The sequence below is a fragment of the Simplicispira psychrophila DSM 11588 genome, from assembly GCF_000688255.1.
In the GTDB taxonomy this organism is placed as follows: domain Bacteria; phylum Pseudomonadota; class Gammaproteobacteria; order Burkholderiales; family Burkholderiaceae_C; genus Simplicispira; species Simplicispira psychrophila.
Genome location: NZ_JHYS01000016.1, coordinates 60,929 through 86,516, shown reverse-complemented (window position 1 = coordinate 86,516; position 25,588 = coordinate 60,929). Strand labels below are relative to the sequence as shown.

At 61.1% G+C, this 25,588-nt stretch carries 19 protein-coding genes; 8 read left to right on the top strand and 11 right to left on the bottom strand.

Features of this window, described 5'->3' with window-relative positions:
- Positions 1 to 98: 98 nt before the first annotated feature.
- From Q390_RS19610 to Q390_RS20640, 3 genes are all read left to right on the top strand, one after another.
- Positions 99 to 335 carry a DUF4160 domain-containing protein gene (locus Q390_RS19610; protein WP_084153936.1) on the top strand — a complete coding sequence of 79 codons (237 nt, stop codon included), beginning with the start codon at positions 99 to 101 and terminating at the stop codon, positions 333 to 335.
- A complete protein-coding gene (locus Q390_RS0114465) occupies positions 316 to 585 on the top strand; it encodes a DUF2442 domain-containing protein (RefSeq protein WP_027996706.1) in 270 nt (89 codons plus the stop codon). The genes Q390_RS19610 and Q390_RS0114465 overlap by 20 nt, the downstream gene beginning before the upstream one ends.
- A gap of 130 nt (positions 586 to 715) precedes the next feature.
- Positions 716 to 985, top strand: a complete 270-nt coding sequence (locus Q390_RS20640; protein WP_211250471.1) for a transposase — start codon at positions 716 to 718, stop codon at positions 983 to 985.
- A gap of 79 nt (positions 986 to 1,064) precedes the next feature.
- Here Q390_RS20640 and Q390_RS0114460 read toward each other — a convergent pair whose 3' ends face one another.
- From Q390_RS0114460 to Q390_RS0114440, 5 genes are all read right to left on the bottom strand, one after another.
- Entirely contained in the window at positions 1,065 to 1,559 is a 495-nt protein-coding gene (locus Q390_RS0114460) for a GNAT family N-acetyltransferase (protein ID WP_027996705.1), read from the bottom strand.
- A complete protein-coding gene (locus Q390_RS0114455; protein WP_027996704.1) occupies positions 1,560 to 1,835 on the bottom strand; it encodes a type II toxin-antitoxin system TacA family antitoxin in 276 nt (91 codons plus the stop codon). It abuts the gene before it with no gap.
- 233 nt (positions 1,836 to 2,068) lie between these two features.
- Complete coding sequence (locus Q390_RS0114450; protein WP_027996703.1) at positions 2,069 to 3,274, bottom strand: ammonium transporter; 1,206 nt, start codon at positions 3,272 to 3,274, stop codon at positions 2,069 to 2,071.
- Between the two features lie 114 nt (positions 3,275 to 3,388).
- The gene (gene uvrA / locus Q390_RS0114445) at positions 3,389 to 9,178 is read right to left on the bottom strand and encodes an excinuclease ABC subunit UvrA (protein ID WP_027996702.1); all 5,790 of its coding nucleotides are present in this window, start codon (positions 9,176 to 9,178) and stop codon (positions 3,389 to 3,391) included.
- A 137-nt stretch (positions 9,179 to 9,315) separates the two neighbouring features.
- Complete coding sequence (locus tag Q390_RS0114440; protein WP_027996701.1) at positions 9,316 to 10,311, bottom strand: porin; 996 nt, start codon at positions 10,309 to 10,311, stop codon at positions 9,316 to 9,318.
- A 153-nt stretch (positions 10,312 to 10,464) separates the two neighbouring features.
- On the opposite strand from Q390_RS0114440, the gene Q390_RS19980 reads away from it, so the two are divergent.
- The 3 genes from Q390_RS19980 to Q390_RS0114420 are packed head-to-tail and all read left to right on the top strand — an operon-like array spanning position 10,465 to position 12,913.
- A complete protein-coding gene (locus Q390_RS19980) occupies positions 10,465 to 10,875 on the top strand; it encodes a hypothetical protein (protein WP_156949914.1) in 411 nt (136 codons plus the stop codon).
- Complete coding sequence (locus tag Q390_RS0114425) at positions 10,872 to 11,180, top strand: DUF485 domain-containing protein (RefSeq protein WP_027996699.1); 309 nt, start codon at positions 10,872 to 10,874, stop codon at positions 11,178 to 11,180. Before Q390_RS19980 ends, Q390_RS0114425 begins: the two co-directional genes overlap by 4 nt.
- Complete coding sequence (locus Q390_RS0114420) at positions 11,177 to 12,913, top strand: cation acetate symporter (protein ID WP_051603271.1); 1,737 nt, start codon at positions 11,177 to 11,179, stop codon at positions 12,911 to 12,913. The genes Q390_RS0114425 and Q390_RS0114420 overlap by 4 nt, the downstream gene beginning before the upstream one ends.
- 110 nt (positions 12,914 to 13,023) lie before the next feature.
- Here the strand turns inward: Q390_RS0114420 and Q390_RS0114415 are convergent, their stop codons facing one another.
- The 5 genes from Q390_RS0114415 to Q390_RS0114395 form a co-directional block, all read right to left on the bottom strand.
- Positions 13,024 to 14,397, bottom strand: a complete 1,374-nt coding sequence (locus tag Q390_RS0114415) for a TolC family outer membrane protein (RefSeq protein ID WP_027996697.1) — start codon at positions 14,395 to 14,397, stop codon at positions 13,024 to 13,026.
- Positions 14,398 to 14,402: 5 nt separating this feature from the next.
- Entirely contained in the window at positions 14,403 to 15,758 is a 1,356-nt protein-coding gene (locus Q390_RS0114410; RefSeq protein ID WP_027996696.1) for an HlyD family type I secretion periplasmic adaptor subunit, read from the bottom strand.
- A gap of 75 nt (positions 15,759 to 15,833) precedes the next feature.
- Positions 15,834 to 17,588, bottom strand: a complete 1,755-nt coding sequence (locus Q390_RS18640; RefSeq protein ID WP_037473125.1) for a type I secretion system permease/ATPase — start codon at positions 17,586 to 17,588, stop codon at positions 15,834 to 15,836.
- Between the two features lie 26 nt (positions 17,589 to 17,614).
- Positions 17,615 to 19,387, bottom strand: a complete 1,773-nt coding sequence (locus tag Q390_RS0114400; protein WP_027996695.1) for a type I secretion system permease/ATPase — start codon at positions 19,385 to 19,387, stop codon at positions 17,615 to 17,617.
- Entirely contained in the window at positions 19,384 to 20,031 is a 648-nt protein-coding gene (locus Q390_RS0114395) for a hypothetical protein (RefSeq protein ID WP_027996694.1), read from the bottom strand. Before Q390_RS0114395 ends, Q390_RS0114400 begins: the two co-directional genes overlap by 4 nt.
- A 407-nt stretch (positions 20,032 to 20,438) precedes the next feature.
- Here Q390_RS0114395 and Q390_RS0114390 point away from each other — a divergent pair, with 407 nt between their 5' ends.
- Both Q390_RS0114390 and trpB read left to right on the top strand, forming a co-directional pair.
- Positions 20,439 to 22,964 (top strand): DUF4214 domain-containing protein, encoded by a 2,526-nt coding sequence (locus Q390_RS0114390; RefSeq protein ID WP_169737288.1) that lies wholly within the window; start codon positions 20,439 to 20,441, stop codon positions 22,962 to 22,964.
- A gap of 118 nt (positions 22,965 to 23,082) precedes the next feature.
- Positions 23,083 to 24,282 (top strand): tryptophan synthase subunit beta, encoded by a 1,200-nt coding sequence (trpB, locus tag Q390_RS0114385; RefSeq protein ID WP_027996692.1) that lies wholly within the window; start codon positions 23,083 to 23,085, stop codon positions 24,280 to 24,282.
- A gap of 77 nt (positions 24,283 to 24,359) precedes the next feature.
- Here the strand turns inward: trpB and queA are convergent, their stop codons facing one another.
- On the bottom strand, positions 24,360 to 25,472 hold the full coding sequence (queA, locus tag Q390_RS0114380) for a tRNA preQ1(34) S-adenosylmethionine ribosyltransferase-isomerase QueA (protein WP_027996691.1): 1,113 nt from the start codon (positions 25,470 to 25,472) through the stop codon (positions 24,360 to 24,362).
- Positions 25,473 to 25,588 lie beyond the last annotated feature (116 nt).

Genomic DNA, 25,588 nt, shown 5'->3' with positions numbered 1-25,588 from the left:
ACTAAAAGGACACCCACTTTAGTTGCCTAAATAAACAGCGCCGCCTAAACTGGCACCATGAATCGCCCGCCCTGCACCCACAACCTTTGCCACAGCAAATGCCCACGATTTTGAGAGTTGACGGGTTCAGGCTGTACTTCTACAGCCACGAACCTAACGAGCCGCCGCACGTCCATATAGATAAAGGCCCAGCAACTGCCAAGGTGTGGTTACACGATGCATCGGTGGCGCGCAGCGTGGGCTACTCTGCGCCAGAGCTGGGAAAAATTCAGCGTATGGTGAAAAATCATCAACCTTCTTTAAAAGAGGCATGGCATGCATTCTTTGGCACCTGAAACTGACGTCCGCGCCATGCACGTGGCAGTGGAAGAGGCGCGTCTGGTCGTGGATTTAATGGACGGACGCACGATTGCCGTGCCTTTGGCGTGGTATCCGCGCTTGGCCAATGCCACGGTGCAACAGCGCAACCATTGGGAGTTGGCGGGCGGTGGTTATGGAATTCACTGGCCCGATATTGATGAAGACTTGAGCACCGAAGGGCTGCTGCGCGGTGCGCGTGCGCCGCAAACGAGATCTGCACCATGACCCGCCCCCGCTCCGCCCTCATCTCCCTGCTAGACACGCCGTGGTACCACGTCGTCAACCGCTGCGTGCGCCGCGCATTTCTGTGCGGGCACGACGCCCACACTGGTCAGAACTTTGAGCACCGCCGAGGCTGGGTCGAAACCCGCATCCGCGAGCTGTCCTCGGTGTTTGCCATCGACGTGGCGGCTTACGCCGTGTCAACAACCTCAAGACGGCCAGCGCGCGGCGCAGTAGGAATCGGTTTGCAGAGCACCTGGCAGCGTTCTATTGGAAACCGATGTTCTGGCACCGAGCCTACTTTGTCGGCAGTGTCGGCGGTGCTACGCTGGAGACGGCGCGGGCTTATGTTGAAAGCCAAGGCACCGAAGAGCACGCGAGAAAAAAGGGCAAGGCGCTTTGACAAGCGCCACTCGCTTGACCCTCACCCTGCCTGCTGGGCTAGGGTGGGGAATGCGCTCGCAATATTTCAAAAATCGCCATTAAACGGCGAAGTGCGACCGTGGCAGCATCCAGCGGCCTAGCTGACCTGGCAGTTCGATAAAGCCTAGGTGCTGGTAGAAGGCTGCAGCTTGGGATGATTTGGCATCTACCACGATGGCCACCACTGCCAGCGTGGCACTTGCAGCAGCGACGCGCTTGCACGCGTCAGCCATCAGTATGGATCCTAGGCCACGCCCTTGTGTTTTTTGGTTTACTGCCAAGCGGCCAAGCAGTGCGACTGGTACGGGATAGCGTGGCAATTTTTTGCGCCACTTCTCTGGCAGTGTTTCAGCGGCGATGCTGGCAGCGCTGAGAGTGTAGAAGCCGACGGGGATCGATGGTTGCTCTGTTGGTGTTGCCACAAAAACCCGCGCTACGCTGCGCTTGATGTCTTGTGTGGCATAGCGCTGCAAGTATTCATTCAGCACCGTCTCGCCGCAATCAAAGTCTGTCGTTTGCATCTCGCCATCAAGCGGGCGAATACTGAAAAGCATTTAGCGCACCTGTGCAGCGTGGCGTTCAAATGCACGCTGTAAGGCAGGCGCAGGTTGACCGGGGCGGTCTAAGGCGTTGAGAAAGGCATTGAAATCATGCTCAGTCAAAGTGATGGCCTCGTGCGCTTGCACAAGCGACTGGGCCTGCTCTACCGCGTTTCTCAGTACGAATTCAGACACGCTCATATGGGCATAAGCAGCAGCTTTGTCCAGTAGGCGGCGTATTTCATGGTCGCAGCGTATATGCAAGCGGGTATCTTTGGTAAGTGTTGTCATAGCAGTCTCCTAAAGCGCATAGATTAAATTGTGCGCCATTTGTGCGTACGCTGCAATGTGAGGGTGACACTAAAAGGACACCCACTTTAGTTACCTAGCGAACCCCAACCGTAATCGTGCGCTGCAGTGGCTGCGTCAATAAAAGGACACCCACTTAAAAGGGTCCAAGCGCAAGCCAGATTTCAGTGCGTGTTGAAAGTCAATGCGATAAGTGCAATGCGATCAGCGCCAGCCTACCAATTGATCTCCCGATCGGGACTGGTCGAGCTGATTTTGTGGATGGATAAGTCTGCTCCGTCATATTCTTCTTCTGGGCTCAGACGCAAACCCATACTGGCCTTGAGCGCCCCATAGACCAGCGCGCCCCCCAATGCGGCCCAGGCCACGCCCAGACCGGTGCCTGCCAGTTGCGCGCCTAGGCTCACGCCCCCCAGTCCACCCAGGGCCTTAGAGCCAAAAATTCCGGCGGCCACACCACCCCAGGTGCCGCACAGGCCGTGCAGTGGCCACACGCCCAGTACATCGTCAATCTTCCATTTGTTTTGCGTCAGTGTGAACATGGACACAAAGATGGCGCCCGCTATCGCCCCCACCGTCAGCGCCCCCAGGGGGTGCATCAAGTCTGAACCCGCGCACACCGCCACCAAGCCGGCCAGTGGGCCGTTGTGGACAAAACCGGGGTCGTTCTTGCCGAGCACCAGCGCCGCCAAGGTGCCCCCGACCATCGCCATGAGGGAGTTGACCGCCACCAGACCGGATATCTTGTCCAGTGTCTGGGCGCTCATCACGTTAAAACCAAACCAGCCCACCGTCAGAATCCAGGCCCCCAGCGCCAGAAACGGGATGCTGGACGGTGGATGCGCCGACATGCCACCGTCTTTGCGGTACCGGTTGGAGCGTGCGCCCAAGAGCAGCACGGCAGGCAGCGCAATCCAGCCACCCACCGCATGTACCACCACGGAGCCAGCAAAATCGTGAAACTCCGCGCCTGTGGTCGCCTTGAGCCACGCCTGAATACCAAAGTGCTGGTTCCAAACAATGCCCTCGAAGAACGGATAGACGAAACCCACGATCACTGCGGTTGCAATCAGCTGCGGCCAGAATTTGGAGCGTTCGGCAATGCCGCCAGAAATAATCGCCGGAATGGCCGCAGCAAAGGTCAACAGAAAAAAGAACTTCACCAGTTCATAGCCATTTTGAGCGGCCAGCACCTCGGCACTGACAAAAAAGTGCGTGCCATAGGCCACGCCATACCCCACCGCAAAATAGACCACGGTGGAAACGGAAAAATCCACCAGAATTTTGACCAGCGCGTTGACTTGGTTCTTGCGCCGCACCGTGCCCAGTTCCAGAAAGGCAAACCCGGCGTGCATGGCCAACACCATGACCGCGCCCAAGAGAATAAACAAAGCATCTACGCCCTGTTTTAGTGCTTCCATATCTCATCTCCAAGGAATATTGAACCAAGTTGGTGCGAATAGTCCGCTTTGCACCAAAATATCAGAGATAGAAGCAAAAATTGTGCCTGGTGCTTTGTTGTGGTGCAGCGTGCGCTAAGCGGATAAATAAAGCGCCAGCGCCACCCCCGTGTGCGTGCCGCACTGCACCACGCCTTCGGGGGGCGCTTCGGCCACGATGCGCCCGCCGGCGTTGCCGCCTTCGGGGCCGAGGTCGATGACCCAGTCGGCTTCGGCGATGACATCCAAATCGTGCTCAATCACCACCACGCTGTGGCCGCCGTCCACCAGGCGGTGCAGCACGCGGATCAGCTTGTCCACGTCGGCCATGTGCAGGCCGACCGTGGGCTCGTCCAGCACGTACAGCGTGTGCGGCGCTGTGTTGCCGCGCCGGGTGACGTCATCGCGCACCTTGGTCAACTCGGTCACCAGTTTGATGCGCTGGGCTTCGCCGCCGGACAGCGTCGGGCTGGGTTGGCCTAGCGTCAGATAGCCCAAGCCGACGTCTTTCAACAATTGCAGCGGGTGGGCGATGTGGGGCATAGCGGCGAAGAAATCGACCGCTGCATCGACCTCCATTTGCAGCACGTCGCCAATGCTTTTGCCGCGCCAGGTCACGGCTAATGTTTCGGGGTTGAAGCGTGCGCCGTGGCAGGCTTCGCAGGGTACTTTGACGTCGGGCAGAAAGCTCATGGCGATGGTGCGGATGCCTTGGCCTTCGCAGGTCGGGCAGCGCCCGGCGCCCGTGTTGAAACTAAAGCGCCCCGGCGCATAGCCGCGCGCTTTGGCTTCCAGCGTTTCGGCGAACAGTTTGCGCACCGTGTCCCAAAAGCCGATGTAAGTGGCGGGGCAGCTGCGCGGGGTTTTGCCAATCGGTGTTTGATCGACTTCGAGCACGCGGTCGATGCTTTCAAAGCCTTGCAGGCCGCTGCAGCCGATGAGGGCGGGCGCTTTACCGGCGTCCATGGCGTCGCGGCCGGCGCGGGTAGCGCGTTGTTGCACCCAGGCTTGCACGTTGGTCAATAGCACGTCGCGCGCTAGCGTTGATTTGCCGGAGCCGCTGACGCCCGTCACCGCCACCAAGCGCTGCAATGGCACGCGGGCGGTGACGTGGTGCAGGTTGTGCAATTGCGCTCCTTGCACCGTCAGCCACTGCGCATCGTTGACAGCGCGCCGCGCCTGCAAAGGATGGCGCATGGCGTGCAGCAAATAGCGCCCGGTTTGCGATTCTGCTGCGCCGGTGATGTCGGCCACGCTGCCTTGCGCTACCAGCCGCCCGCCGCGCTGGCCGGCGCTGGGGCCGATGTCGATGATGTGGTCGGCCCGGCGGATGGTGTCTTGGTCGTGCTCCACCACCACCAGCGTGTTGCCTTTGGCGCTGAGTTGGTGCAGGGCATTCAGCAAAATCTGGTTGTCGCGCGCGTGCAGGCCGATGGTCGGCTCGTCCAGCACGTAGCACACGCCTTGCAAATTGCTGCCCAGCTGCGCCGCCAGCCGGATGCGCTGCGCTTCGCCGCCACTGAGCGTCGGTGCACCGCGATCTAGCGTCAGATAACCGAGGCCGACTTCTTGCAAAAACTCCAGCCGGCTTTTGATTTCTGGCAGCAGGTCGCGGGCGATTTCGGCTTCGCGGCCCGTCAACGCCAATTGGCCGGCCCAAGCGCGGATGTCGCTGACCGACAGGCGCGCAATGTCGGTGATGGCCACGCCGGCAAACTGCACCGCCCGCGCCGTGGCGTTCAGGCGCGTGCCGTGGCAGCTGGGGCAGGCCAGGCCGGCGACGTCTTCGACTTCGGGCTCGGCAAAGGTTTGCTCGCGGCCCTTTTGGTCGTCGGCCAGCACCGAGTCATCGAACAATTGGCGCTGGTCTTTGGTCAACTGCACGCCGGTGCCGACGCAGTCCGGGCACCAGCCGTGTTTGCTGTTGTAGGAGAACAGGCGCGGGTCCAGTTCGGCATACGACGTGGCGCAGACCGGGCAGGCGCGCCGGGTGGAAAACACTTGCAGCCGACCGATGCCAGTGGTCGGTAAGTCGGCGGCCAGCGCTTCGGCCAAGCCGTCCAAGCGGCTCAGGACGTGCACCACGCCTTTGCCGTGTTGCAGCGCTTGCGATAGCGCGCTGCGCAGCAAAGCTTCGTTGTCGGCGCGCACATCGAGGCTCCTCACCGGCAGCTCGATGGTGTGCTCTTTGAAGCGGTCTAGGCGCGGGAACGGCGCGGTCGGCACAAAGTTGCCGTCCACCCGCAAATGCGTGTGGCCGCGCGGGCGCGCCCAGTCGGCCAGTTCGGTGTAAACGCCTTTGCGGTGCATCACCAGCGGTGCCAGCAGGCCGATGTGCTGGCCTTGGTAAGTGCGTAGCAACTGCGCGGCGATGCTGTCGGGCGTTTGCGGCTGCACCGCTGCGCCGTCATGAATGCAGTGCTGGGTGCCCAGCTTGACGTACAGCAGGCGCAGGTAATGCCAAACCTCGGTGGTGGTGCCCACCGTAGATTTACGCCCGCCGCGCGACAAGCGCTGCTCAATCGCCACCGTCGGCGGAATGCCATACACCGCATCGACCTCAGGCCTTCCTGCCGGCTGCACGATGCTGCGGGCGTAGGCGTTGAGCGATTCCAAATAGCGCCGCTGGCCTTCGTTGAACAGGATGTCAAACGCCAACGTCGATTTGCCCGAGCCGCTGACGCCCGTCACCACGCTGAATTTGCCGCGTGGGATGGAGACGCTCAAGCCTTTCAGGTTGTGCTCGCGGGCGTTGACGATGTCGATGGTTTGCGGCTTATTTATAGTGTTTTTGGCCTCTAGCCCTTTAGATATGTGCGCTAACAGCTCTCTTTTTAGGAGTGGTGAAGTGTTCTCTTGCACGCTGTGGCTGGCCGCACCGACTGCGCCCATCGCCTGCTCGTAGTCGCGCAGCGCCGCGCCGGTGTGCGAGGTGGCGTGTTCGCGCAGCACTTCGGGCGGCCCTTCGGCCACCACCCAGCCGCCCGCGTCACCGCCTTCGGGGCCGAGGTCAATCAGCCAATCGCTGGCGCGAATCACGTCCAAGTTGTGCTCGATGACGATCAGCGAATGGCCCGCGTCCAGCAGCTTGCCAAACGCCCGCATCAGCTTGGCGATGTCGTCAAAGTGCAGGCCGGTGGTCGGCTCGTCGAACATAAACAGCGTGCCTTTGCGCGCCAACGGCTGGCGGCTGGCGGAGGCGCTTTTCGCTGCACCGGCCAAAAAACCTGCCAGTTTCAGCCGCTGTGCTTCGCCGCCGCTGAGCGTTGGCACCGGCTGGCCGAGCTTGACATATTCCAGCCCGACATCAACGATGGGTTGCAGCGCGCGCAGCACCTCGCGGTCGTCGGCAAACAGCGCCACGGCCTCGCTGACAGTGAGGTGGAGCACATCCGCCACGGACAGCGATAAATTGGACTCTGACCCCAATGTATGGCGCTCGATGGTGACTTCCAGAATCTCCGGTCGATAGCGTTGGCCGTCGCAGTCGGGGCAGCGCAAATACACGTCGCTCAAAAACTGCATTTCGACGTGTTCAAAGCCCGAGCCGCCGCAGGTCGGGCAGCGGCCATCGCCGTTGTTGAAGCTGAATTTGGTGGCGGTGTAGCCGCGTTCGCGCGACAGCGGCGCGGTGGCGAACAGTTCGCGAATGGAGTCCCAGGCGCCGACGTAGCTGACCGGATTCGAGCGTGCGGTTTTGCCAATCGGTGACTGATCAACAAACACCACGTCGTTGAGTTGCTCGGCGCCCAACAGACGCTCGAAGGCGCCGGGGGTTTCGGTGGCTTTGCCAAAGTGGCGCTGCAGCGCCGGCGCCAGCACGTCTTGAATCAAGCTGGACTTGCCCGAGCCGCTGACGCCGGTCACCGTGACCAAGCGCTGCAGCGGAAACTCGATCGATACGTTCTTCAGGTTGTGCTCGCGTGCACCTTCCAAGATCAGGCGTGGCGTCGAATCCTGGATGCGGCGTGGAAACGGTGCGCCGATGCGTTTGCGTCCGCCCACATACTGGCCGGTGAGCGTATCGGCGCTGCGCAAAGCGTCGGGCGTGCCGTCAAAGACGATACGCCCACCGCGCTCGCCCGGGCCGGGGCCAAAGTCGAGCACGCGGTCGGCGGACAGCATCACCGCCGGGTCATGTTCGACCACCACCAGCGTGTTGCCGGCGTCGCGCAGGCGCAGCATGGCCTCGGTGATGCGGTGCATATCGCGCGGGTGCAGGCCAATGCTCGGCTCGTCCAGCACAAACAGCGTGTTGACCAGGCTGGTGCCCAGCGCCGTGGTCAGGTTGATGCGCTGCACCTCGCCGCCCGACAGCGTGCGGCTTTGGCGGTCGAGCGTCAGGTAACCAATGCCGACGTCGCACAGGTAGCGCAGGCGGGTGTTGATTTCTTCGTGCAGCAGCTTTAAGGCCTGCGCATCGCCATGATTGGTATCAAATTGGGCTGTAGCGCTTTGAATACGTGCGCTAGAAGCTATTAAATCAGGAGTATTTTTCTCTGTCATGCGCGCAAAGAACTGGCGCAGCCGCTCCAGTGGCAACAGCATCAAATCGTGCAGACACAGACCAGGCAGCGCTTCGAGCTGGGCGCGGCTCCATGGCACGCCTGGCGGCAGAAAGCGCTGTGCCGGTGGTAGTACCGCATCGGCATCGGCTTGGCTGCCGATGCGCCACAGCAGGCTGTCGGTTTTGAGGCGCGCGCCGGCGCAGCTTGGGCACGGCGTGTAGCTGCGGTATTTGGACAGCAGCACGCGGATGTGCATCTTGTAGGACTTGGTTTCCAGGTAGTCAAAAAAGCGCTGTACGCCGTACCACTGCTGGTTCCATTGGCCGGTCCAACCGGGCGCGCCTTGAATCACCCATTGCTGCTGTTCGGCGCTAAGTTGCTTCCACGGCGTGTCGCGCGGAATGCCGGCGGCTTCGGCGTAGCGCAGCAGGTCGTCTTGGTTTTCTTTCCAGGCTGGCGTTTGCAGCGTCTTGATGGCACCAGCGCGCAGCGTTTTTTTGTCGTCCGGAATCACCAAGCCCCAATCGACGCCAATCACCCGGCCAAAGCCCTTGCAGGTCTCGCACGCCCCCGCCGGCGAGTTGAAGGAGAACATCGACGGCAGTGGCTCGGCATAGCGCAGGTCGCTGTCGGGGCAGTGCAGGCCGGTGGAGAATTTCCAAATTTCGGGTTCGCCGCCATCGACCAGTTGGTAGACATTCAGCCGGCCGGCACCGCGTTTCAATGCGACTTCGATGGCTTCAATCACCCGCACCTTCTCGGTGTTGCCCAGCCGAAAGCGGTCAGCCACCACGTCCAGCAGCTTGACGCTTCCCTGCGCACGCTCGGCCTGCACCTTGGTAAAACCGCTGGCCGACAGCCACTGCGCCACTTCGTCCGCGCTGGTGTCGGCAGGCAGTTCGACCGGGAAGGTGATGGCGATGCGCGGGTCGTTGGCAGCGTGGCAGCGGCGCTGCAACTCGGCGTAGATCGTCTCGGGCGAGTCGTGGCGCACGGGTTGTGCGGTTTGGCGGTCAAACAACTGGCCGGCACGGGCGAACAGCAGCTTCAAATGGTCGTTCAGCTCGGTCATCGTGCCGACGGTGGAACGCGAACTGCGCACCGGATTGGTCTGGTCGATGGCAATCGCCGGCGGTACGCCATCGACCTTGTCCACCGCCGGCTTGTCCATGCGGTCGAGAAACTGGCGCGCGTAGGCGCTGAAGGTCTCCACATAGCGGCGCTGGCCTTCGGCGTATAGCGTGTCAAACACCAGACTGGATTTGCCCGAGCCGCTCGGGCCGGTGACCACTGTCAGCTCGCCGGTGCGGATGTCCAAGTCCAAATTTTGCAGATTGTGCTGGCGTGCGCCACGGATGCGGATCAGTCCCTGGGTCATGGCAGGTAGTCTTTCTGGGAGAGAGGACCGTAATTTTCTGGTAATTGCGCCGCCCGCACAGCGCACGTAAAAAAGCCCCGCACCCAAAAGGTGCGAGGCTTTTTGTCAGCAGGCTCCCCCCAGAGGGGAGGCGGCGATTAGAAGTTGTGGCGCACGCCCAGGGCGACAGAGCTGAAGTCAATGCCGTTGCTGCCGGTCATGTAGTTGGCATTGGCGTTGTTGTTCACCTTGGTATAGAAGGCATACACCTTAGTGCGCTTGCTCAGGTTGTAGTTGTAGGCCAGGGTGTACTGCGTAGCAGCCGAGTCGTTGACCTTGCTCCAGCTGTTGGCGCGGCCCACGTTCAGGTGGAACTCGGAGGCGCCCAGGGTGTAGGCACCGGCCAGACGCACGTTGTTGCGCGTGCCGAGCAGGTCTTCGTCGTTGCGCTGGTAGTAAGCACCGACCATGAACTGGCCGACCGTGTAGAAACCGCGCAGGGCGAACTGGTTGTTGTCACCTACCTGGCTGTAGCCAGCGCCCAGGGCCAGAGCGCCCATGTTGTAGTTGGCTGCCAAGTCGTAGCCGTTCTTGCGTGGGCCGACCGCAGGATTCTTTTCGTGCAGGTTCACCGAAGCATCCACTGTCAGGCCGCCCATGTCAGGCGTGCGGTAGCCGACCTTGTTCTTGGTGCTCAGGCCGCCAAACCACACGGGGTCGTAGTACAGCGCATCCGACGACGTGCCGGTGTCATGGTTGTGCAGACCGACATAGTCGGCCGTGGCGTAGTACGACTCGGGCGTAAAGTTGCCCAGGCGCACCATACCGAAGTTGCCCGCCAGGTTGACTTCGCTCTGACGAGCAAAAGACATGCCGGTGGTGGGGTGGGTCCAGCCGGAACCCGTGCCATCGCTAGAGTCGAAGCCACTTTCCAACTGGAAGCCAGCCTTCAACCCGCCGCCCAGGTCTTCCACGCCCTTGAAGCCAAAGCGCGAGGAGTTGTTGACCATGCCGTTGACGGTCACGTCACCTGTTTTCTGGTGTTCGATGGAGGTGTTGACACGGCCGTACAGCGTGACGCTGCTCTGGGCCAAGGCAGCGCTGCTGCCCACAACGGCCAGCAGGGCCAGCAACAAACGACTTGGGTTTTGCATTTTTAATTCCTTGATTGATCTTGTGCATCGATGGTGTTGTAGGCGTAGCTTGCAATTTTGATTGCTTCACTTGAGGCGCAACTACTTCAAAATTTTAGGCGCAATAGCGTTACATCCTGCCGCCCAAGGTGACAAGCCGATGAAGATGATGCGTTGCCGCCACGCTTTTCCGCGCTGTGTACGCACCATCCAGGCGGAGATCCGGGTTTTATTTTTATTTTTTCAAAATCAAGACACGCTCTGCAAGCCAGCGGTGCATTTGCTGACCAGGTTGAAGAATGCTTTTCTGACAATTTACTTGCACAAAAGAGCTTTCAAGCTGTCTTGATTCTTACGGCGTCGGTAATAACCCGCCTGAATCATTTTTTGATGCGAAAAAAGAGCGCTGCCATGCCAGGCAGCCTCGTATCAAAACGTATCAGCATCGTGCGTGGTCGTTTGGGCGGCGTAAGCCGTTGGTCAGTAGGGGTTTGCAGAATCAAAATCGTGTCGGATGGCGTGCCGTCCTGCATTGCATATTTCGCCCGTAAATTTTGCATTCAACCTTTGAGGAGACAGACATGATCGATCCGATCGTCACCAAAATACAAAACAATCCGAAGTACCTGGAGTTACGCAGCAAACGCAACCGCCTGGGCGTTACCTTGACCATCCTGATGCTGGTCGTGTACTACGGCTACATCGCCCTGATCGCTTTTGACAAATCCTTCTTGGCCCAACCCATCGGTGCCGGCGTAACGACGATTGGCATCCCGATCGGCATGGGCGTGATCATTTTCACCATCGTCATCACGGGTATTTATGTGCGCCGTGCCAATGGCGAGTTTGATGCTTTGACCAAAGAAATCCTGAAGGAAGCAAGCAAATGAACGCACTGCAAAAATACCGGAGCAGCGCCCTGGCGCTGCTGGCCTTGCTGGCCGTGGGCGCCGCGCACGCTGCCGGGGCTGACATGGGCCAAGTCGCCAAGCAAGCGACCAACTGGACGGCCATCGGCATGTTTGCCGCATTCGTCGCCGGCACGCTCTGGATCACCAAGTGGGCCGCCTCTAAAACCAAGTCGGCAGCCGACTTCTACACCGCAGGTGGCGGTATTACGGGTTTCCAGAACGGTCTGGCGATTGCCGGCGACTACATGTCGGCCGCTTCGTTTCTGGGCATTTCTGCTGCGGTCATGGCCACCGGCTATGACGGCCTGATCTACTCCATCGGTTTCTTGGTCGGTTGGCCCCTGATTACCTTCCTGATGGCCGAGCGCCTGCGTAACCTGGGCAAGTTCACTTTTGCCGACGTCGCCGGTTACCGTTTCCAGCAAGGCCCCATCCGTGCGTTTGCCGCTTCCGGCACGTTGGTGGTGGTGGCGTTCTACCTGATCGCTCAGATGGTGGGTGCGGGCCAGCTGATCAAGCTGCTGTTTGGTCTGGAATACTGGATGGCTGTGGTTATCGTCGGCGCGCTGATGATGGTTTACGTGCTGTTCGGCGGTATGACGGCGACCACCTGGGTGCAGATCATCAAGGCCTGCCTGCTGCTGGCCGGTGTGACCTTCATGGCCTTCATGGTGCTGTCCAACTACGGCTTCAGTCCTGAAGCCCTGTTTGCCAAGGGCGTGGAAGTGCGTACCCAAATTGCTGCCAACACGGGCAAAACGCCTGAAGAAGCGCTCAAAGTTGGTTTGGGCATCATGGGCCCTGGGGGCTTCATCAAAGACCCGATCTCTGCCATCTCCTTCGGTATGGCGCTGATGTTCGGTACCGCTGGTCTGCCACACATCCTGATGCGCTTCTTTACTGTTCCTGATGCAAAAGAAGCACGCAAGTCGGTGCTGTGGGCGACCACCTGGATTGGCTACTTCTACGTGCTGATTTTCATCATCGGCTTTGGCGCCATCACCATGGTGCTGACCGACCCTGAGATGGCAGATACCGTCAAAGGCGTAATCCACGGCGGCGCAGGTACGGCCAACATGGCTGCGGTGCTGGTGGCCAAAGCAGTGGGCGGCAACGTGTTCTACGGCTTCATCTCGGCAGTGGCCTTTGCCACCATCCTGGCGGTGGTCGCTGGCTTGACGTTGTCAGGTGCTTCGGCGGTGTCGCACGACTTGTACGCTACGGTGTTCAAGAAGGGCAATGCAGACAGCGCTTCGGAGCTGAAGGTCTCGCGTATCACCACCTTGGTGTTGGGCGTGGTGGCTGTGGTGCTGGGCATTGTGTTTGAGAAGCAGAACATTGCCTTCATGGTGTCGCTGGCTTTCGCGATTGCTGCGTCGGCCAACTTCCCGGTGCTGTTCCTGTCAGTGCTGTGGAAAGACTGCACCACGCGTGGCGCAGTGATTGGCGGTTTCCTGGGTCTGATTTCGTCGGTGGTTCTCACCGTCGTGTCGCCCTCGGTCTGGGAAGCGACGCTGGGTAACCCCAAAGGTTCGGCGCTGTTCCCCTACACCTCGCCAGCACTGTTCTCCATGACCATCGGCTTCCTCGGTATCTGGTTGTTCTCGATCACCGACAAGAGCGCCAATGCGGCCCGTGAGCGCGCTGCGTTCCCGGCACAGCAAGTGCGTTCCGAAACTGGTCTGGGCGCTTCCGGCGCTTCGGGTCACTAAGCCAGGACAGGCGTAAAGCCTGTCGCCGGCCATAAAAAAACCGGGCTCTAGGCCCGGTTTTTTTATGGAGAAACAGCCGCAAATCCTTTGTGGATCTGCGGTTCTAGCTATTATTTATTTTCTAATAGCCAGCTGTTGGCTTGCGCCACGCTGGTCTGGCGCTCTTCGCCAGCGAGCGCCTGCAGGCGCAGATAAGACACCAGATACACATAGCGCGCCTGCGCCAGATCGCGCTGGGCCAGGGTTTTTTGTTGCTCCGCATTCAAGACGTCGAGCGTGGTGCGGATGCCGGCCTGGAAGGATTTTTGGTTCGACAGCAAGGCTTGCTCGCCTGAGCGAACGGCCTGTTCCAGCGCCTGGATGCGCAGTACGCCTTCGGTCATGGCGCGAAACTCGCGGTGTACGCGTACGCCCAGATCCAGGCGGGTGGCTTCGAGCACTTCGCGGGCACGTTCGTGTGCGGCGACAGCTTGGCGCACGGTGGAGCTGACATAGCCGCCGGCATACAGGGGTACGTTCAGTTGCAGGCCCAGCGTTTTGTTGTCATAGCGCGAGTTGACGCTGGTGACGCTGTCGCTGCTGCTGCGTGACCATTGTGCGATGGCGTCCAGCGTCGGTTTGTGCCCGGCCTGCGCCTTGTCGATTTCCAGTTGTGCCGCGTCAAGCTGCGCACGCACGGACTGCATTTCCGGGCTGGCTTGTTCGGCGCGCTCGATCCAGGCGTCCAGGCTGGCGGGCACAGGGGCACTGGGTTGAAAGCGCTGCACATCCAGAATGGCCAGCGTGTCCACGCTCTGGCCGGTCAGGGTTTCCAGGCGCCGGCGCGTGAATTCAACGTTCTGTTGTGCCTCCAGCGTCTGCGCCAGGGTCATGTCCAGTCGCGCTTGGGCTTCGTCGATGTCAGTGCGTGTGCCGGAGCCCGCCGATAGGCTTTTTTGTGCTGCGTCGAGCTGTGTGCTGTAGGTGGTCTTTTGTGCTTGCACCAGCGCCAGCTGGTCTTGTGCCAGCAGCGCATCGAAGTAGGCTTCGCCGACGCGTGTGACCAGGGTCTGCTCGTCGTGTTCCAGCGTGGCGTTGACGTCCTCCACCTGTGCCTCGGCCTGGCGTACCAGGGCGCCCAGGTAGGGGCGGTACAGCGGCTGGCGCACGGACAATGTCTGGCTGCCGCTGTAATACTGGTTTTCCAGCGTCACCGGCTGGTTCAGCAGGTTGTGGACTTTGCTGGTCAGGTCGTTGTAATTGCGCCCGGCGTTGAAAGATATATTGGGCAGGCGCTGTGCCTGCGCTTGGGGCAGCAACTCGCGGCGTGACTCTGCGCCGGCGCGGGAGGCGCGGATGGTGGCATCGTTGTCATAGGCCGCCTCATAGGCTTGGCGCAAATCCAGTGACCAGGCGGGCGCGGCGAGGCCGCTGAGCGCCAGGCAGGCGCCGACCAAGCAGGTCAGGCGGGCGCTGCGGGGTAGCGGGGCTGTGCGGTGCTTCATGCTCATCATTCCTCGGTCATTGATGCGGCCAGGCGCTTGGTCAGTGGGTGCAGCAGGTAGGTCAGCATCGTGCGCTCACCGGTCTTGAAGACCACCTCGACCGGCATCCCGGGCTGCAGCTGGCGTTTGCCCAGGTGCTTGATGCCTTCAGGCGTGACCTGGACGCGCGCCAGGTAATACGAGATGTTGGTTTGCGGCTCGGTCAGCAGGTCGCCCGAGATCGACACCACTTTGCCCTGCACCACCAGTTGGGGCGAGTGGGCAAACGAGGAAAAGCGTACATCCACCGGCAAGTCGGCATGTACCCGGTCGATCAGGTGCGGTGCGACGTGGGCTTCCAGCAGCAGCGGGGCATCTTCAGGCACGATATCCATCAGTTTTTGTCCCGGCTGCACTACGGCGCCGACAGTTTGTATCGCCAAGCTGACTACTTGGCCACTGGCGGGCGCCTTGATGTCGGTGCGGCCCAAGTCGTCAGTGACGGCGTGCAGCTTTTCGTTGTCTGACAGCACTTCGCGGCTGACATCGGCCAGTTGGGTTTCGACTTCTTTGCGGTATTCCTGCTGGCGCGAGAGGGCGCGCTGGCGCAGTTCGCTGATGCTGCGCTGGGCGCGCACGGTATTGCCTTGCAGGTCAGCCAGCGCCGAGCTGTTATCGGACACCATGCGCTCCATTTCCAGCTGGCGGTTGCGCGGTGCATAGCCTTCGGCCACCAGGCTGCGCAGATGCGAGAGTTCTTCATTGATCAGGCGTTGCTGGTTGCGGCGGTTATCGAGGATGCCGGCATAGGCCTGCAGCAGTCCTTGTTGGCCCTGGATGTTTTCTTCGATAGATTGCACGTCCGAGCGCAGCAGGCTGCGCCGCGTCATGAACAGCTGTTCCTGGTTCTGCATCTGCTGGCGGATCAGCGGATCGCTGGCAGCGGCTTGCAAGTCGGGGTGGAAGGTGATGCTGGACTGCTGTGCTTGTTCTGCCATCAGACGTCCTTGCATGGCGCGCAGCCCCAGGTAGCGCTGGCGCACCGATTCGTAGTTGGAGCGAGCCACCGCCGAGTCCAGCTTGATCAGCAATTGCCCTTCGTGCACTTGGTCGCCTTCGCGCACCAGCACTTCTTTGACGATGCCGCCGCTCAGGTGCTGCACCGCCTTGCGCTTGGTATCAATGGCGACTACACCTTGAGCGGGCACGCCCTCGTCCAGCGGCGCCAGCGCGGCCCACAGCAAAAAACCGCCAAAGGCAATCGCCAGCGCCCACAGGCCAAAGCGCCCGGCATCGGATTTGGCGGGTGCGGCGTCCTGCGCCGAAGAAGAGGTGCCTGTGGACACGCCCTGTGGAGAGGGATTCAACAAATTTTTGACCATGTCAGTACCCGACAGAAAAAAGCATCAATAAAAGAAGCAAGGGCAGGAAAAGAGAACGGCAAGAAAACCGGTGCGTCATGCAGGCTGCGGTTGCAAGGCGCCGCTGGGGGGCGTGGGCGCCTGGGCTTGGCGGGCAGCGTTGGCCTGCGCCGCCTGCAGTGCCGCCACCACGGCTTCGCGCGGGCCATCGGCTTGCACTTGGCCGTTTTGTAGAATCAACAACCGGTCGGCCACGTCGACGATGCCGGGCCGGTGTGTGATCAGGAACACCGTGCAGCCGCGCGCCTTGAGCTGCAGCACGGTACGCACCAGCGCGGCTTCGCCCACGTCGTCGAGGTTGGCGTTGGGCTCGTCCAGCACGACCAGCACCGGGTCGCCATACACCGCACGCGCCAGACCAATGCGCTGGCGCTGGCCACCCGAGAGCAGGTTGCCGGCTTCGCCAATCGGCGTGTCGTAGCCCTTGGGGAAACGCAGAATCATTTCATGCAGGCCGGCGCTGCGTGCGGCGGTAATGACTTTTTCAGAGTCCACCTCGCCAAAGCGGGCAATGTTCTCGGCAATCGAGCCTTCCAGCAGTTCGATGTCCTGCGGCAAGTAACCCAGGTAGGGGCCGAGTTCGTTGCGGTCCCAGCCGTTGACAGGCAGGCCGTCCAACAGCACTTCACCCGCCATGGTGGGCCAGATACCGATCATGCAGCGCGCCAGGGTGGATTTTCCGGAGCCCGAGGGGCCAAGGACCACGGTCACGGTGCCCGCGTGTACGGCGGTGCTGATGCCCTTCAAGATGGGTTCGGCGCGTCCGGCGGCGGTGGCCACCACGTTGCGCAGCGTCAGTGCGCCGGTAGGTGCCACGCGCGAGAGCGCCGGATCGCGCTCGGGGTGTTTGGCCAACAAGGTTTCCAGCCGCTCGAAGGCCGCCCGCGCGCCAATGAAGCTGCGCCAGGTATTGGCCAGCATGTCAATGGGCCCCAGTGCGCGGGACATCAACACATTAGCCGCGATCATGCCGCCCGGTGACAGTTGTCCGTCAATCACCAGCAGGGCACCCACGCCCAGCGCCAGCGATTGCTGGGTGTAGCGGATGAATTTGCTCCAGGCCGTGATGCGGTGGGACAACGCTTGCGCGCGGCCCTGCAGGGCCAGAGCCTGGGCATGGCGTTCGGCCCAGTGCGGGTGCAGGTTGTGCACCATGCCCATGGATTCGAGCACTTCAGCGTTGCGCAGCTTGCTGTGCAGGTAGGCGCCGGCTTCGCTGCTGGCCTTGGATGCAGCTTCAGAGGGCGCCACGGTCTGGCGGTGGCCAAACCACACCAACAAGGCTTGCACTGCGGCAAAAAAGATCGCCACAAAGCCCAAGGTCGGGTGCAGCAGGAACAGCACCAGCAAATACACCGGCGCCCAGGGTGTATCAAAGAACGCTAGGATGCCGTTGCCCGTCAGAAACTGGCGGATGTTGATCAGGTCGCCAAAGGCCCGGGCCGTAGTGGTGCTGGACTGGCTCAGGCGGTCCTCGAAGCTGGCATTGAACACGCGGGTGCTGAGGACTTGGTCGATGCGCATGCCAGCGCGCACCAGCACCCGCGAGCGCATCCACTCGGCAAAGGCCATCACCAGAAACAGAAACAACGTGATCAGCGACATGGCCAGCAGCGTCAGTTCGCTGCGGCTGCTCATGACGCGGTCAAACACCTGCAGCATGTAGAGCGTGGGCGAGAGCATGAGCACATTGGCCACCATGCTGAAGACACCCACCACGAGAAACTCGCGGCGAAAGGTCCACAGTGCCTCGGCCAGTTCGCTGCGGCGAAAAAAACGGGGGGTATTCATAACAGGTAGGGATGCGGTTGCAGAAATTACGATGCGGCCAATGCCGGTGCGGGAGGGCTGGCTGCTTGTGTCTGTGGTTGCTGCTGCTGCTGCTGCTGCTGCTGCTGCTGTTGGGCGGCCTGGTTGAGTGCTGCCAGCACATCGTCGCGTGGACCAAAGGCTTGCTGCTGGCCATCGCGCAGCACCAGCATTTTGTCGACCACGGCGAGCACGCTGGTGCGGTGCGTCATGATGACGAACGTGGTGCCGCGCTGCTTGGCTGCGGTAATGGCGCGTGCCAGAGCAGCATCACCTTCTTCGTCCAGGCTGGAGTTGGGTTCGTCCAGCACCACGAACACCGGGTCGCCATACAGCGCACGTGCCAAGCCGACACGCTGGCGCTGCCCCCCGGACAGGCGGGCACCATCGGGGCCGACCAGTTGCCCATAGCCATCAGGCAGCGCCGTGATGAATTCATGTAGGCCCACCGCGCGTGCGGCAGCTTCGACGCGCTCAGGGAGTACTTCGCCAAAGCGGGCAATGTTCTCTGCCAGCGTGCCTTCAAACAATTCCACGCCTTGGGGTAGGTAGCCCATATGGGGGCCCAGCTCGCTCTTGTCCCAAGTGTGGACATCAGCGCCGTCCAGCCGCACCTTGCCTGCCGCCGCCGGCCACAGCCCGACCAGCAGACGTGCCAGCGTCGTTTTGCCGGCGGCCGAGGGGCCGACCACGGCCAACGCTTCGCCGGGGTTCAAAGCAAACTGCACGCCACGCAAAATCTGTGCGTTAGTGCCGGGGGCACCAGCGACCAAACTTTCGACCTGCAGGGCGCCGAGCGGTGCGGGCAGGGACATGGCCTCGGGTTTGGCGGGCACGGTGGCCAGCAGGTTGTCCAGGCGTTGCCAGGCATCGCGCACGTTCACTACCGATTGCCATTGCGTCACCACCTGTACCAGCGGCGCCAACATGCGGCCACCCAGGATGGAGCCGATGATCATCATGCCGCCGCCGCCGTTGAGCTGGTTGTGCAGCAGCAGCCAGCAGCCCAGTCCCAGCAACATGGAACTCAGCGTGTTTTGCAGCAGTTTGGACAGCGCCTGAAAGCCGCCTGCGTGTTCCGATGCCTGTGCCTGCAGATGCAGGAATTCACGCTGGCGCTCCATCCAGCGGCGGTGGGTGGCGCGCAGCATGCCCATCGACTCGATCACTTCGGCATTGCGCAGCGTGCCATCAGCGTATTGCTGTGCCGCAATGGCACTGCGGTTGGCTTCCATCAGCAAGGGCTTGGTGCCGCGCTCGTTCAGCCAGGCGACAAAGGTTTGCAGTACGCCAAACACCAGTGACGACCAGCCCAGCACCGGGCTGATCATGAACAGCAGTACCAGCATGATCAGTGCAACCGGCGACTCCATGATCGCTAGCAACGCCGGTGAAAACAGGAAGTCACGCACCTGCCGAAAATCGTTCAGTGGCTGCTGTGTGCCACCGGGTATGCGGCGCAGATTGGCTGCAAAAATGGCTTTAAAAATACGCTCGCTGAGTTGGCCGTCAAGCTCGACGCTGGCGCTGCGCATGATCTCGCTGCGCGCCCATTCCAGTATTTCCATCAGCAAATAGGCGCCCAGTACCAGCAGGGTCAGCATCACCAAGGTGGCGTGGCTGCGGCTGTTGACCACGCGGTCGTACACCTCCAGCATGTAGCCCGACGGTGCCAGTACCAGCACGCTGGTTATCAGGCTGAACCAGCCAGCGCGCACAAAGTAGGGCTTGAGCGTCCAGAGGGCGGCGCGCAGCTCTGAGGGGGGCTTTTGAGGGTTCATGAAGCTTCTTCAACAATGATGTATTCAGGGATTTCACCGCTCACGCCTTCGGGCGCCTCGGTCACCAGCGCCGTGGCTGGGGCCGCTGCAAGTAGCGGTACCACTGGTGTCGCAACATCCAGCGGTGCCAGTAGAAACGACAGTTCATAAACACTGTCGGCGCGGCGCGCCAACACGATCTCACGCAGCTTCGAGGTATGAAAGGCCTGCTCGTCCTCGGGACGCAGCGTCAGCTGAAAGCGCATCCGTCCATCCAGCGTGAACATGGACAATTGGCCGGCCTTGAGGCTCAGGGTATGCCGGTCAAAGTACACCGGACACGAATCGGCAAAGCGCAACAGCGGCAGCGGCTTGCTGCCCAGGCGCTGCAGGCTGAACGGGCTGTCAGGGTGCTGGAACACCATCCGGCAGGTGCGCGAAACGGAGTAGATGGCGTTACACACCATTTGCGAGCCCATCTCGGGGAACTGCTCGCGTAGCTGGCGGTACGCCAGGTGGTGCAGGGCAACCCGATTCCATACCCGCGTTTGCTGCACCAGCGGTGCCAAAGCGTTACACACCTGCGCAAATCCGCTCTGCAAAGCCTGCAGACGCTGTACTTGTTCAGGCGAAGCGTTGAGCGAGATGCGGAGCATGGAGGTCATAAAGGAAGGGCAGTGTAGCAGTCTCCTATATGAAGTTCATATAGGAGATGTGGCGAGCAACAAAAAAACCACAATCCGATGCGCTGCCCGGGAATTTCTTATCGCTGTGTTGTGCGCTACTGCAGACAGACGTGCAGCAAAAAAGCGGACTACAGCACTTTGCCAGCTATTGTAATTAACGATCTTTACGCGTTACGATGATGTCAAAATGCACTATACGTGCGCCCCCAGCCACGTCATGGAGCCGCCTCCGCGCCACGCCGTGGCACCCCTTGCCGGTTTGCCCTGTCCAGTTGCAATTGTCCAAAATGCCCCTTACATTCCGCAAATTCTTGCGCCCTCAGGTCCTTGCTCTCCTGTTGTCTGCTGTGCCGCTGGCGCCTGCACTGGCGCAAATGGTGTTGCACATGCCTTCTGTCACCCAGTCTGCAGCCCAGCGACAGCAGGCCTTGCGCTTGGCCGTGGGTGATACGTTGCGACTGGAAAGCTTGAGCCTGGATGAGCGCAGCCGCAGTACGGCCACGGCCGAATTGCGCCGGGTGTCCGTCACTGACGCGCAAACCCGCTTCATCGTTCATACGGGCGATCAAACCCGCGACATTGCGCCACCGTCGCGTGCGCATTTCAGTGGCCAACTCGCGGGCGAGCCTGGCAGTTCGGTGTTTGTCTCCATCGACAGCGAGGGTGCCATGCGCTCAATCGTTGATCGCGGTGGCGAAGTGTTTGTCAGTGAAGTCAGTTCCGGATCGCCCCAGCGTTCGGCGCTGGCGTCGGCGCGCCGCATTGACAAAGAAAGCGATTTCCTCGGGCGCACCTTCTCTTGTGATGTGACACCGCAGTTCATTAAAGAAAATCACTCGCCAGTGGATAGCGCTCTGCGTCGAGCGCTCAAATCGGCCGCTCTTCAGGCGGCCCCACGGCAGGCTGGCGTGGCCGGTATGCAACGCCGCGCCGACCTGATTATTGAGACCGATTATGAGTTGTTTCAGCGCTTGGGAGGCTCAAGTCAGACGTCAGCTTACATTGCTGATCTTTTCGGCTACATCAATACCCGCTACCAAGGTGAAATCGGCACGCGCCTGAACCTGTTGCAAGTCAATATTTACGCAACACCAGCCGATCCTTGGACGACTACCAGTGCGTCAAACCAGTTGTCTGAATTGCAGACCTACTGGAACGCGGCGCCCCGCTCGGCGCAAGCGCGCCACCATGTGCATCTGCTCAGTGCCAAAAATGGGGGGGGAGGTGTAGCGTATCTGGATACGTTGTCCACTTCTTCATATGCCTATGGTGTCAGCACCGGCATTGAAGGCGATTTTTCTGCTGCCAACCCGCAAATCGTATGGGACGCACTGGAGGTGGCCCATGAAATAGGGCACGCTTTTGGCAGTACCCACACCCATAACTATGACGATCCTTCCTCGGGTGCCGTACAGGGTGGTGCCATCGACTGCTGCTATGCCGATAGCACCAATTCCCAATGTGGCGCGCGCAACGGGGGGGCCGGGCGCAATGGGCCGTTGCCTGGCATGGGCTCCATCACCGGTGGTGCCGCTGGGCAGCGCACCGGCACCATCATGAGTTACTGCCATACGATGTCTCCTGGCATGGGCAATGTCAGCTTCAATTTTGGTACCAACCACCCTTATGGCGTGAACCCCGGGCGCGTGGCCGATGTGATGTCGGCTTCTGCGCAAAGCTCCCTGCCCATTGACAATGTGGCACCCCCGGTGAGCTACACGCTCTCCGTGGCGCGCAGCGGCACGGGCAGCGGTAGCGTGACCAGCGCACCCAGCGGCATCCAGTGCGGTAGCGATTGCAGCGAAGCTTATGCTGCCAGCACCGCCGTGATGCTCACGGCCTCACCTGCGACGGGCAGCCTGTTTAGTGGCTGGACCGACGGCTGCAGTGGCACGGCTAGCACGTGCAGCGTCACTATGGACGGCACGCGCAACGTTGGCGCTCTCTTCACCCTGGCCCCGACCGCGCGCTTGGTGACCGTCACCAAAGGCGGTTTTGGCAGTGGCAGCATCAGCAGTTCTCCGGCGGGTCTGAGCTGTGCGGCAGTGGGTTGTGCAGTGGCTTCGGCGAGTTTTCCGTCAACCACAGCCATCACGCTCACCGCCAATCCGATGGCAGGCAGCACCTTTGGCGGCTGGAGTGGTGCTTGCACGGGCACCTCCAGCACCTGCGCCTTGGCTGCTGGAACGTCAACGCTGAACGCCACCGCCACTTTCAATACCAGCTCGGGCAGTGGCGGCACCTTGAGCGATCCGGTGGTGTTTGTTAGCCAGCAGTACCGCGACTTATTCAACCGCAGCCCCGATACTGCTGGTCTGAGTCAGTGGGTCGGCCAGCTCCAATCAGGCACGATCAGCCGTGCAGCGCTGATTGAGTCTTTCATGGCACAGCCCGACTTTAGCAACCGCTACGGCCCGTTGGTGCGTTTGTATACCGCCTACTTTCAGCGTATCCCCGACTATGGTGGCCTGATGTATTGGTATGGCGAGATGTACCCCGATAACGGCAGCAGTGGACGCGTGTTCAACCATGTGTCGGATTCGTTTGCCCAATCGGCCGAGTTCATTACCACCTACGGTGCCTTGAACAACCTGCAGTTTGTCGAGCGGGTCTATCAGAACGTGCTTGGCCGCGCAGCCGAGCCTGCCGGGCGTGATTACTGGGTGGGGCGTGTCAATGCGGGTTTGATTCGGGGGGAGATGATGATTGGCTTCTCCGAGTCGGCTGAAAACATCAGCACCAACAAATACGACAACAGCATCACCATGGCCTATGCCGGCATGTTGCGCCGTGCGCCCAGCGCCAGCGAAAATGCACTCTGGCTGGCTGATATGAAAGCAGGACGTGCCAGCCTGCGCGCGCTGATCGACTCTTTGCTGAGTTCAGCAGAATACGCACGCCGGTTCCCCTAAGGCTTGATATGGGCCCCTCCTACAGCCAAGGCTGTGGGAGGGGCTTTTTTGTGGGCTGGAACCAATAAAATGTCACCGCTTTTGAGCCACTCCTCCACTACCCCAGCGAGAGACAAACATGACACAGCAGTTTCTGGAAATGCCTGATGCGCAAGGCTACTTTGGCGAATATGGTGGACAGATCATTCCGCCGCAGCTCAAGGCGGTCATGGACGACATCAATGACGCCTATGAAGCCGTGCGCCAGACGGCGGGTTTTCAGGAGGAATTGGCTGATTTGTACGCGCACTATGTCGGTCGGCCCAGCCCGATTTTTCATGCCAAGCGCCTGTCTGCCCGCCAGGGCGGGGCGCAGATTTATCTCAAGCGTGAAGACCTGAACCACACCGGCGCGCACAAGATCAACCACTGCTTGGGCGAGGCGCTGCTGGCCAAGTACATGGGCAAGACCAAGGTGATCGCCGAGACCGGCGCCGGTCAGCACGGCGTGGCGCTGGCGTCGGCGTGCGCGTTGGTGGGTATTGACTGCGAAATCCACATGGGTGAGGTCGATATTGCCAAGGAGCACCCGAACGTCGTCAAGATGAAAATCTTGGGCTGCAAGCTGGTGCCGGTGACGCGCGGCACGCGCACGCTCAAGGACGCAGTGGACAGCGCGTTCGAGGAGTACCTGAAAGACCCGGTGAATTTTATTTATGCCATCGGCTCGGTGGTCGGTCCGCACCCGTTTCCGAAGATGGTGCGCGACTTTCAAAGCATTGTCGGGCGCGAAGCACGGGCGCAGTTTTTGGCACAGCACCATAAATTGCCTGATGTGGTGACGGCCTGTGTCGGCGGTGGCTCCAATGCCATTGGCATGTTCACCGAGTTTTTGCCCGATGCCGGCGTGCAGCTGGTCGGTGTCGAGCCCGCCGGCAAGGGGCTGGACACGCCCGACCACGCCGCCACCATGACGCTGGGCACCAAGGGCGCCATCCATGGTTTTGTTTGCTACAACTTGCAGGATGCCCACGGCGAGCCGCTGCCGGTGTATTCGATTGCCTCGGGGCTGGACTACCCCGGTGTGGGCCCGCAGCACTGCTACCTGAAAGACGTGGGCCGCGTGCAGTACGAGGCCATCACCGATACCGAGTGTCTGGATGCCTTCATGGCGCTGTCGCGCAGCGAAGGCATCATCCCGGCGCTGGAGAGCGCGCACGCCGTGGCCTACGCCATGAAAATCGCCCAAACCATGGCGCCCGAGCAGACCATCTTGGTGAATCTGTCAGGCCGGGGCGACAAGGATGCGGATTTCGTCGCCAACCACCTGGGCTTGTGAAATCAGCATAAAAAGCGGCTGTAGCGCTTATGGGGTATGCGCTGCAAGCTATTTTTTTAATAGCAGAAGCGCAAACCTCAACTGCTGCGCTCCAGCAGCATCGCATCCCCATAGCTGAAAAACCGGTACTGCTGCGCAATGGCGTGGCGGTACAGGCCCATCACCGGGGCGTAGCCGGCAAAGGCGCTGACCAGCATCATCAGCGTGCTTTTGGGCAGATGAAAGTTGGTCACCAGCACATCGACCACGGCAAATTGAAATCCCGGCGTGATGAAGATATTGGTGTCGCCCGACACCTGCCCGGTGCGCGCCCAGGATTCGAGCGTGCGCACGGTGGTGGTGCCGACCGCCACCACGCGGCCGCCGCGCTGGCGGCAGCGCTCCAAAGCGGCCAGCGTGGCCAGCGGGATGTCATACCACTCGTGGTGCATCTGGTGCTCGGCCAGGTTCTCGGTTTTGACCGGCTGGAAAGTGCCGGCGCCGACGTGCAGCGTGACGCTGGCGCGCTCGATGCCGCGCGCGGCCAGGTCGGTCAGCACGGCATCGTCAAAGTGCAGCGCGGCGGTCGGTGCGGCCACGGCGCCGGGGGCGCGGGCAAACACGGTTTGGTAGCGCTCGGTGTCCTCCGCCGCGTCGGGGTCGTGGCCGCCTTGTTGCTGGCGCTCGATGTACGGTGGCAGTGGCAGGTGGCCGTGGCGCTCCATCAAGTCGTAGGGGGTTTCGCCGGCGGCCCCGTGCAGCGCAAAGCGGAACAGCGGGCCGTTCTCGTCCGGCCAGCGGCCCAGCAACAGGGCGTCAAAACCGCCGCCGCGTCGGCCACCGGCCAAGTGGACGACGGCGCCGGGCAGGGGTTTTTTGCTGACTTTCATGTGCGCCACGACTTCGTTGCCGGTCAGCACGCGCTCGATCAGCAGTTCCAGCTTGCCGCCGCTGGCTTTTTCGCCAAAGACACGCGCCTTGACGACGCGGGTGTCATTGAACACCAGCAGGTCGCCAGCGCGCAGCAGGCGGGGCAGTTCCTTGAAGATGCGGTCCACCGGCTGGGTGGCGCGGCCGTCCAGCAAGCGTGATGCGCTGCGCTCGGGCGTGGGGTGTTGGGCAATCAGGTGGGGGGGCAGGGCGAAATCGAAGTCGCTGAGCGTGTGGGCGATGGGCGCCGGCTGGTCGAAGGAGGGGAGTAGGTCGGTCATGGGTGCTTGAGGGCCGGACAGGCCCGTGCCAAGAAAATAGCAGCGCCAAGGCTGTGGTACATCATGCCTTGGGTGGGTGGGCGGCGATTCTCCCACGGCCCATATCCCATAATCGC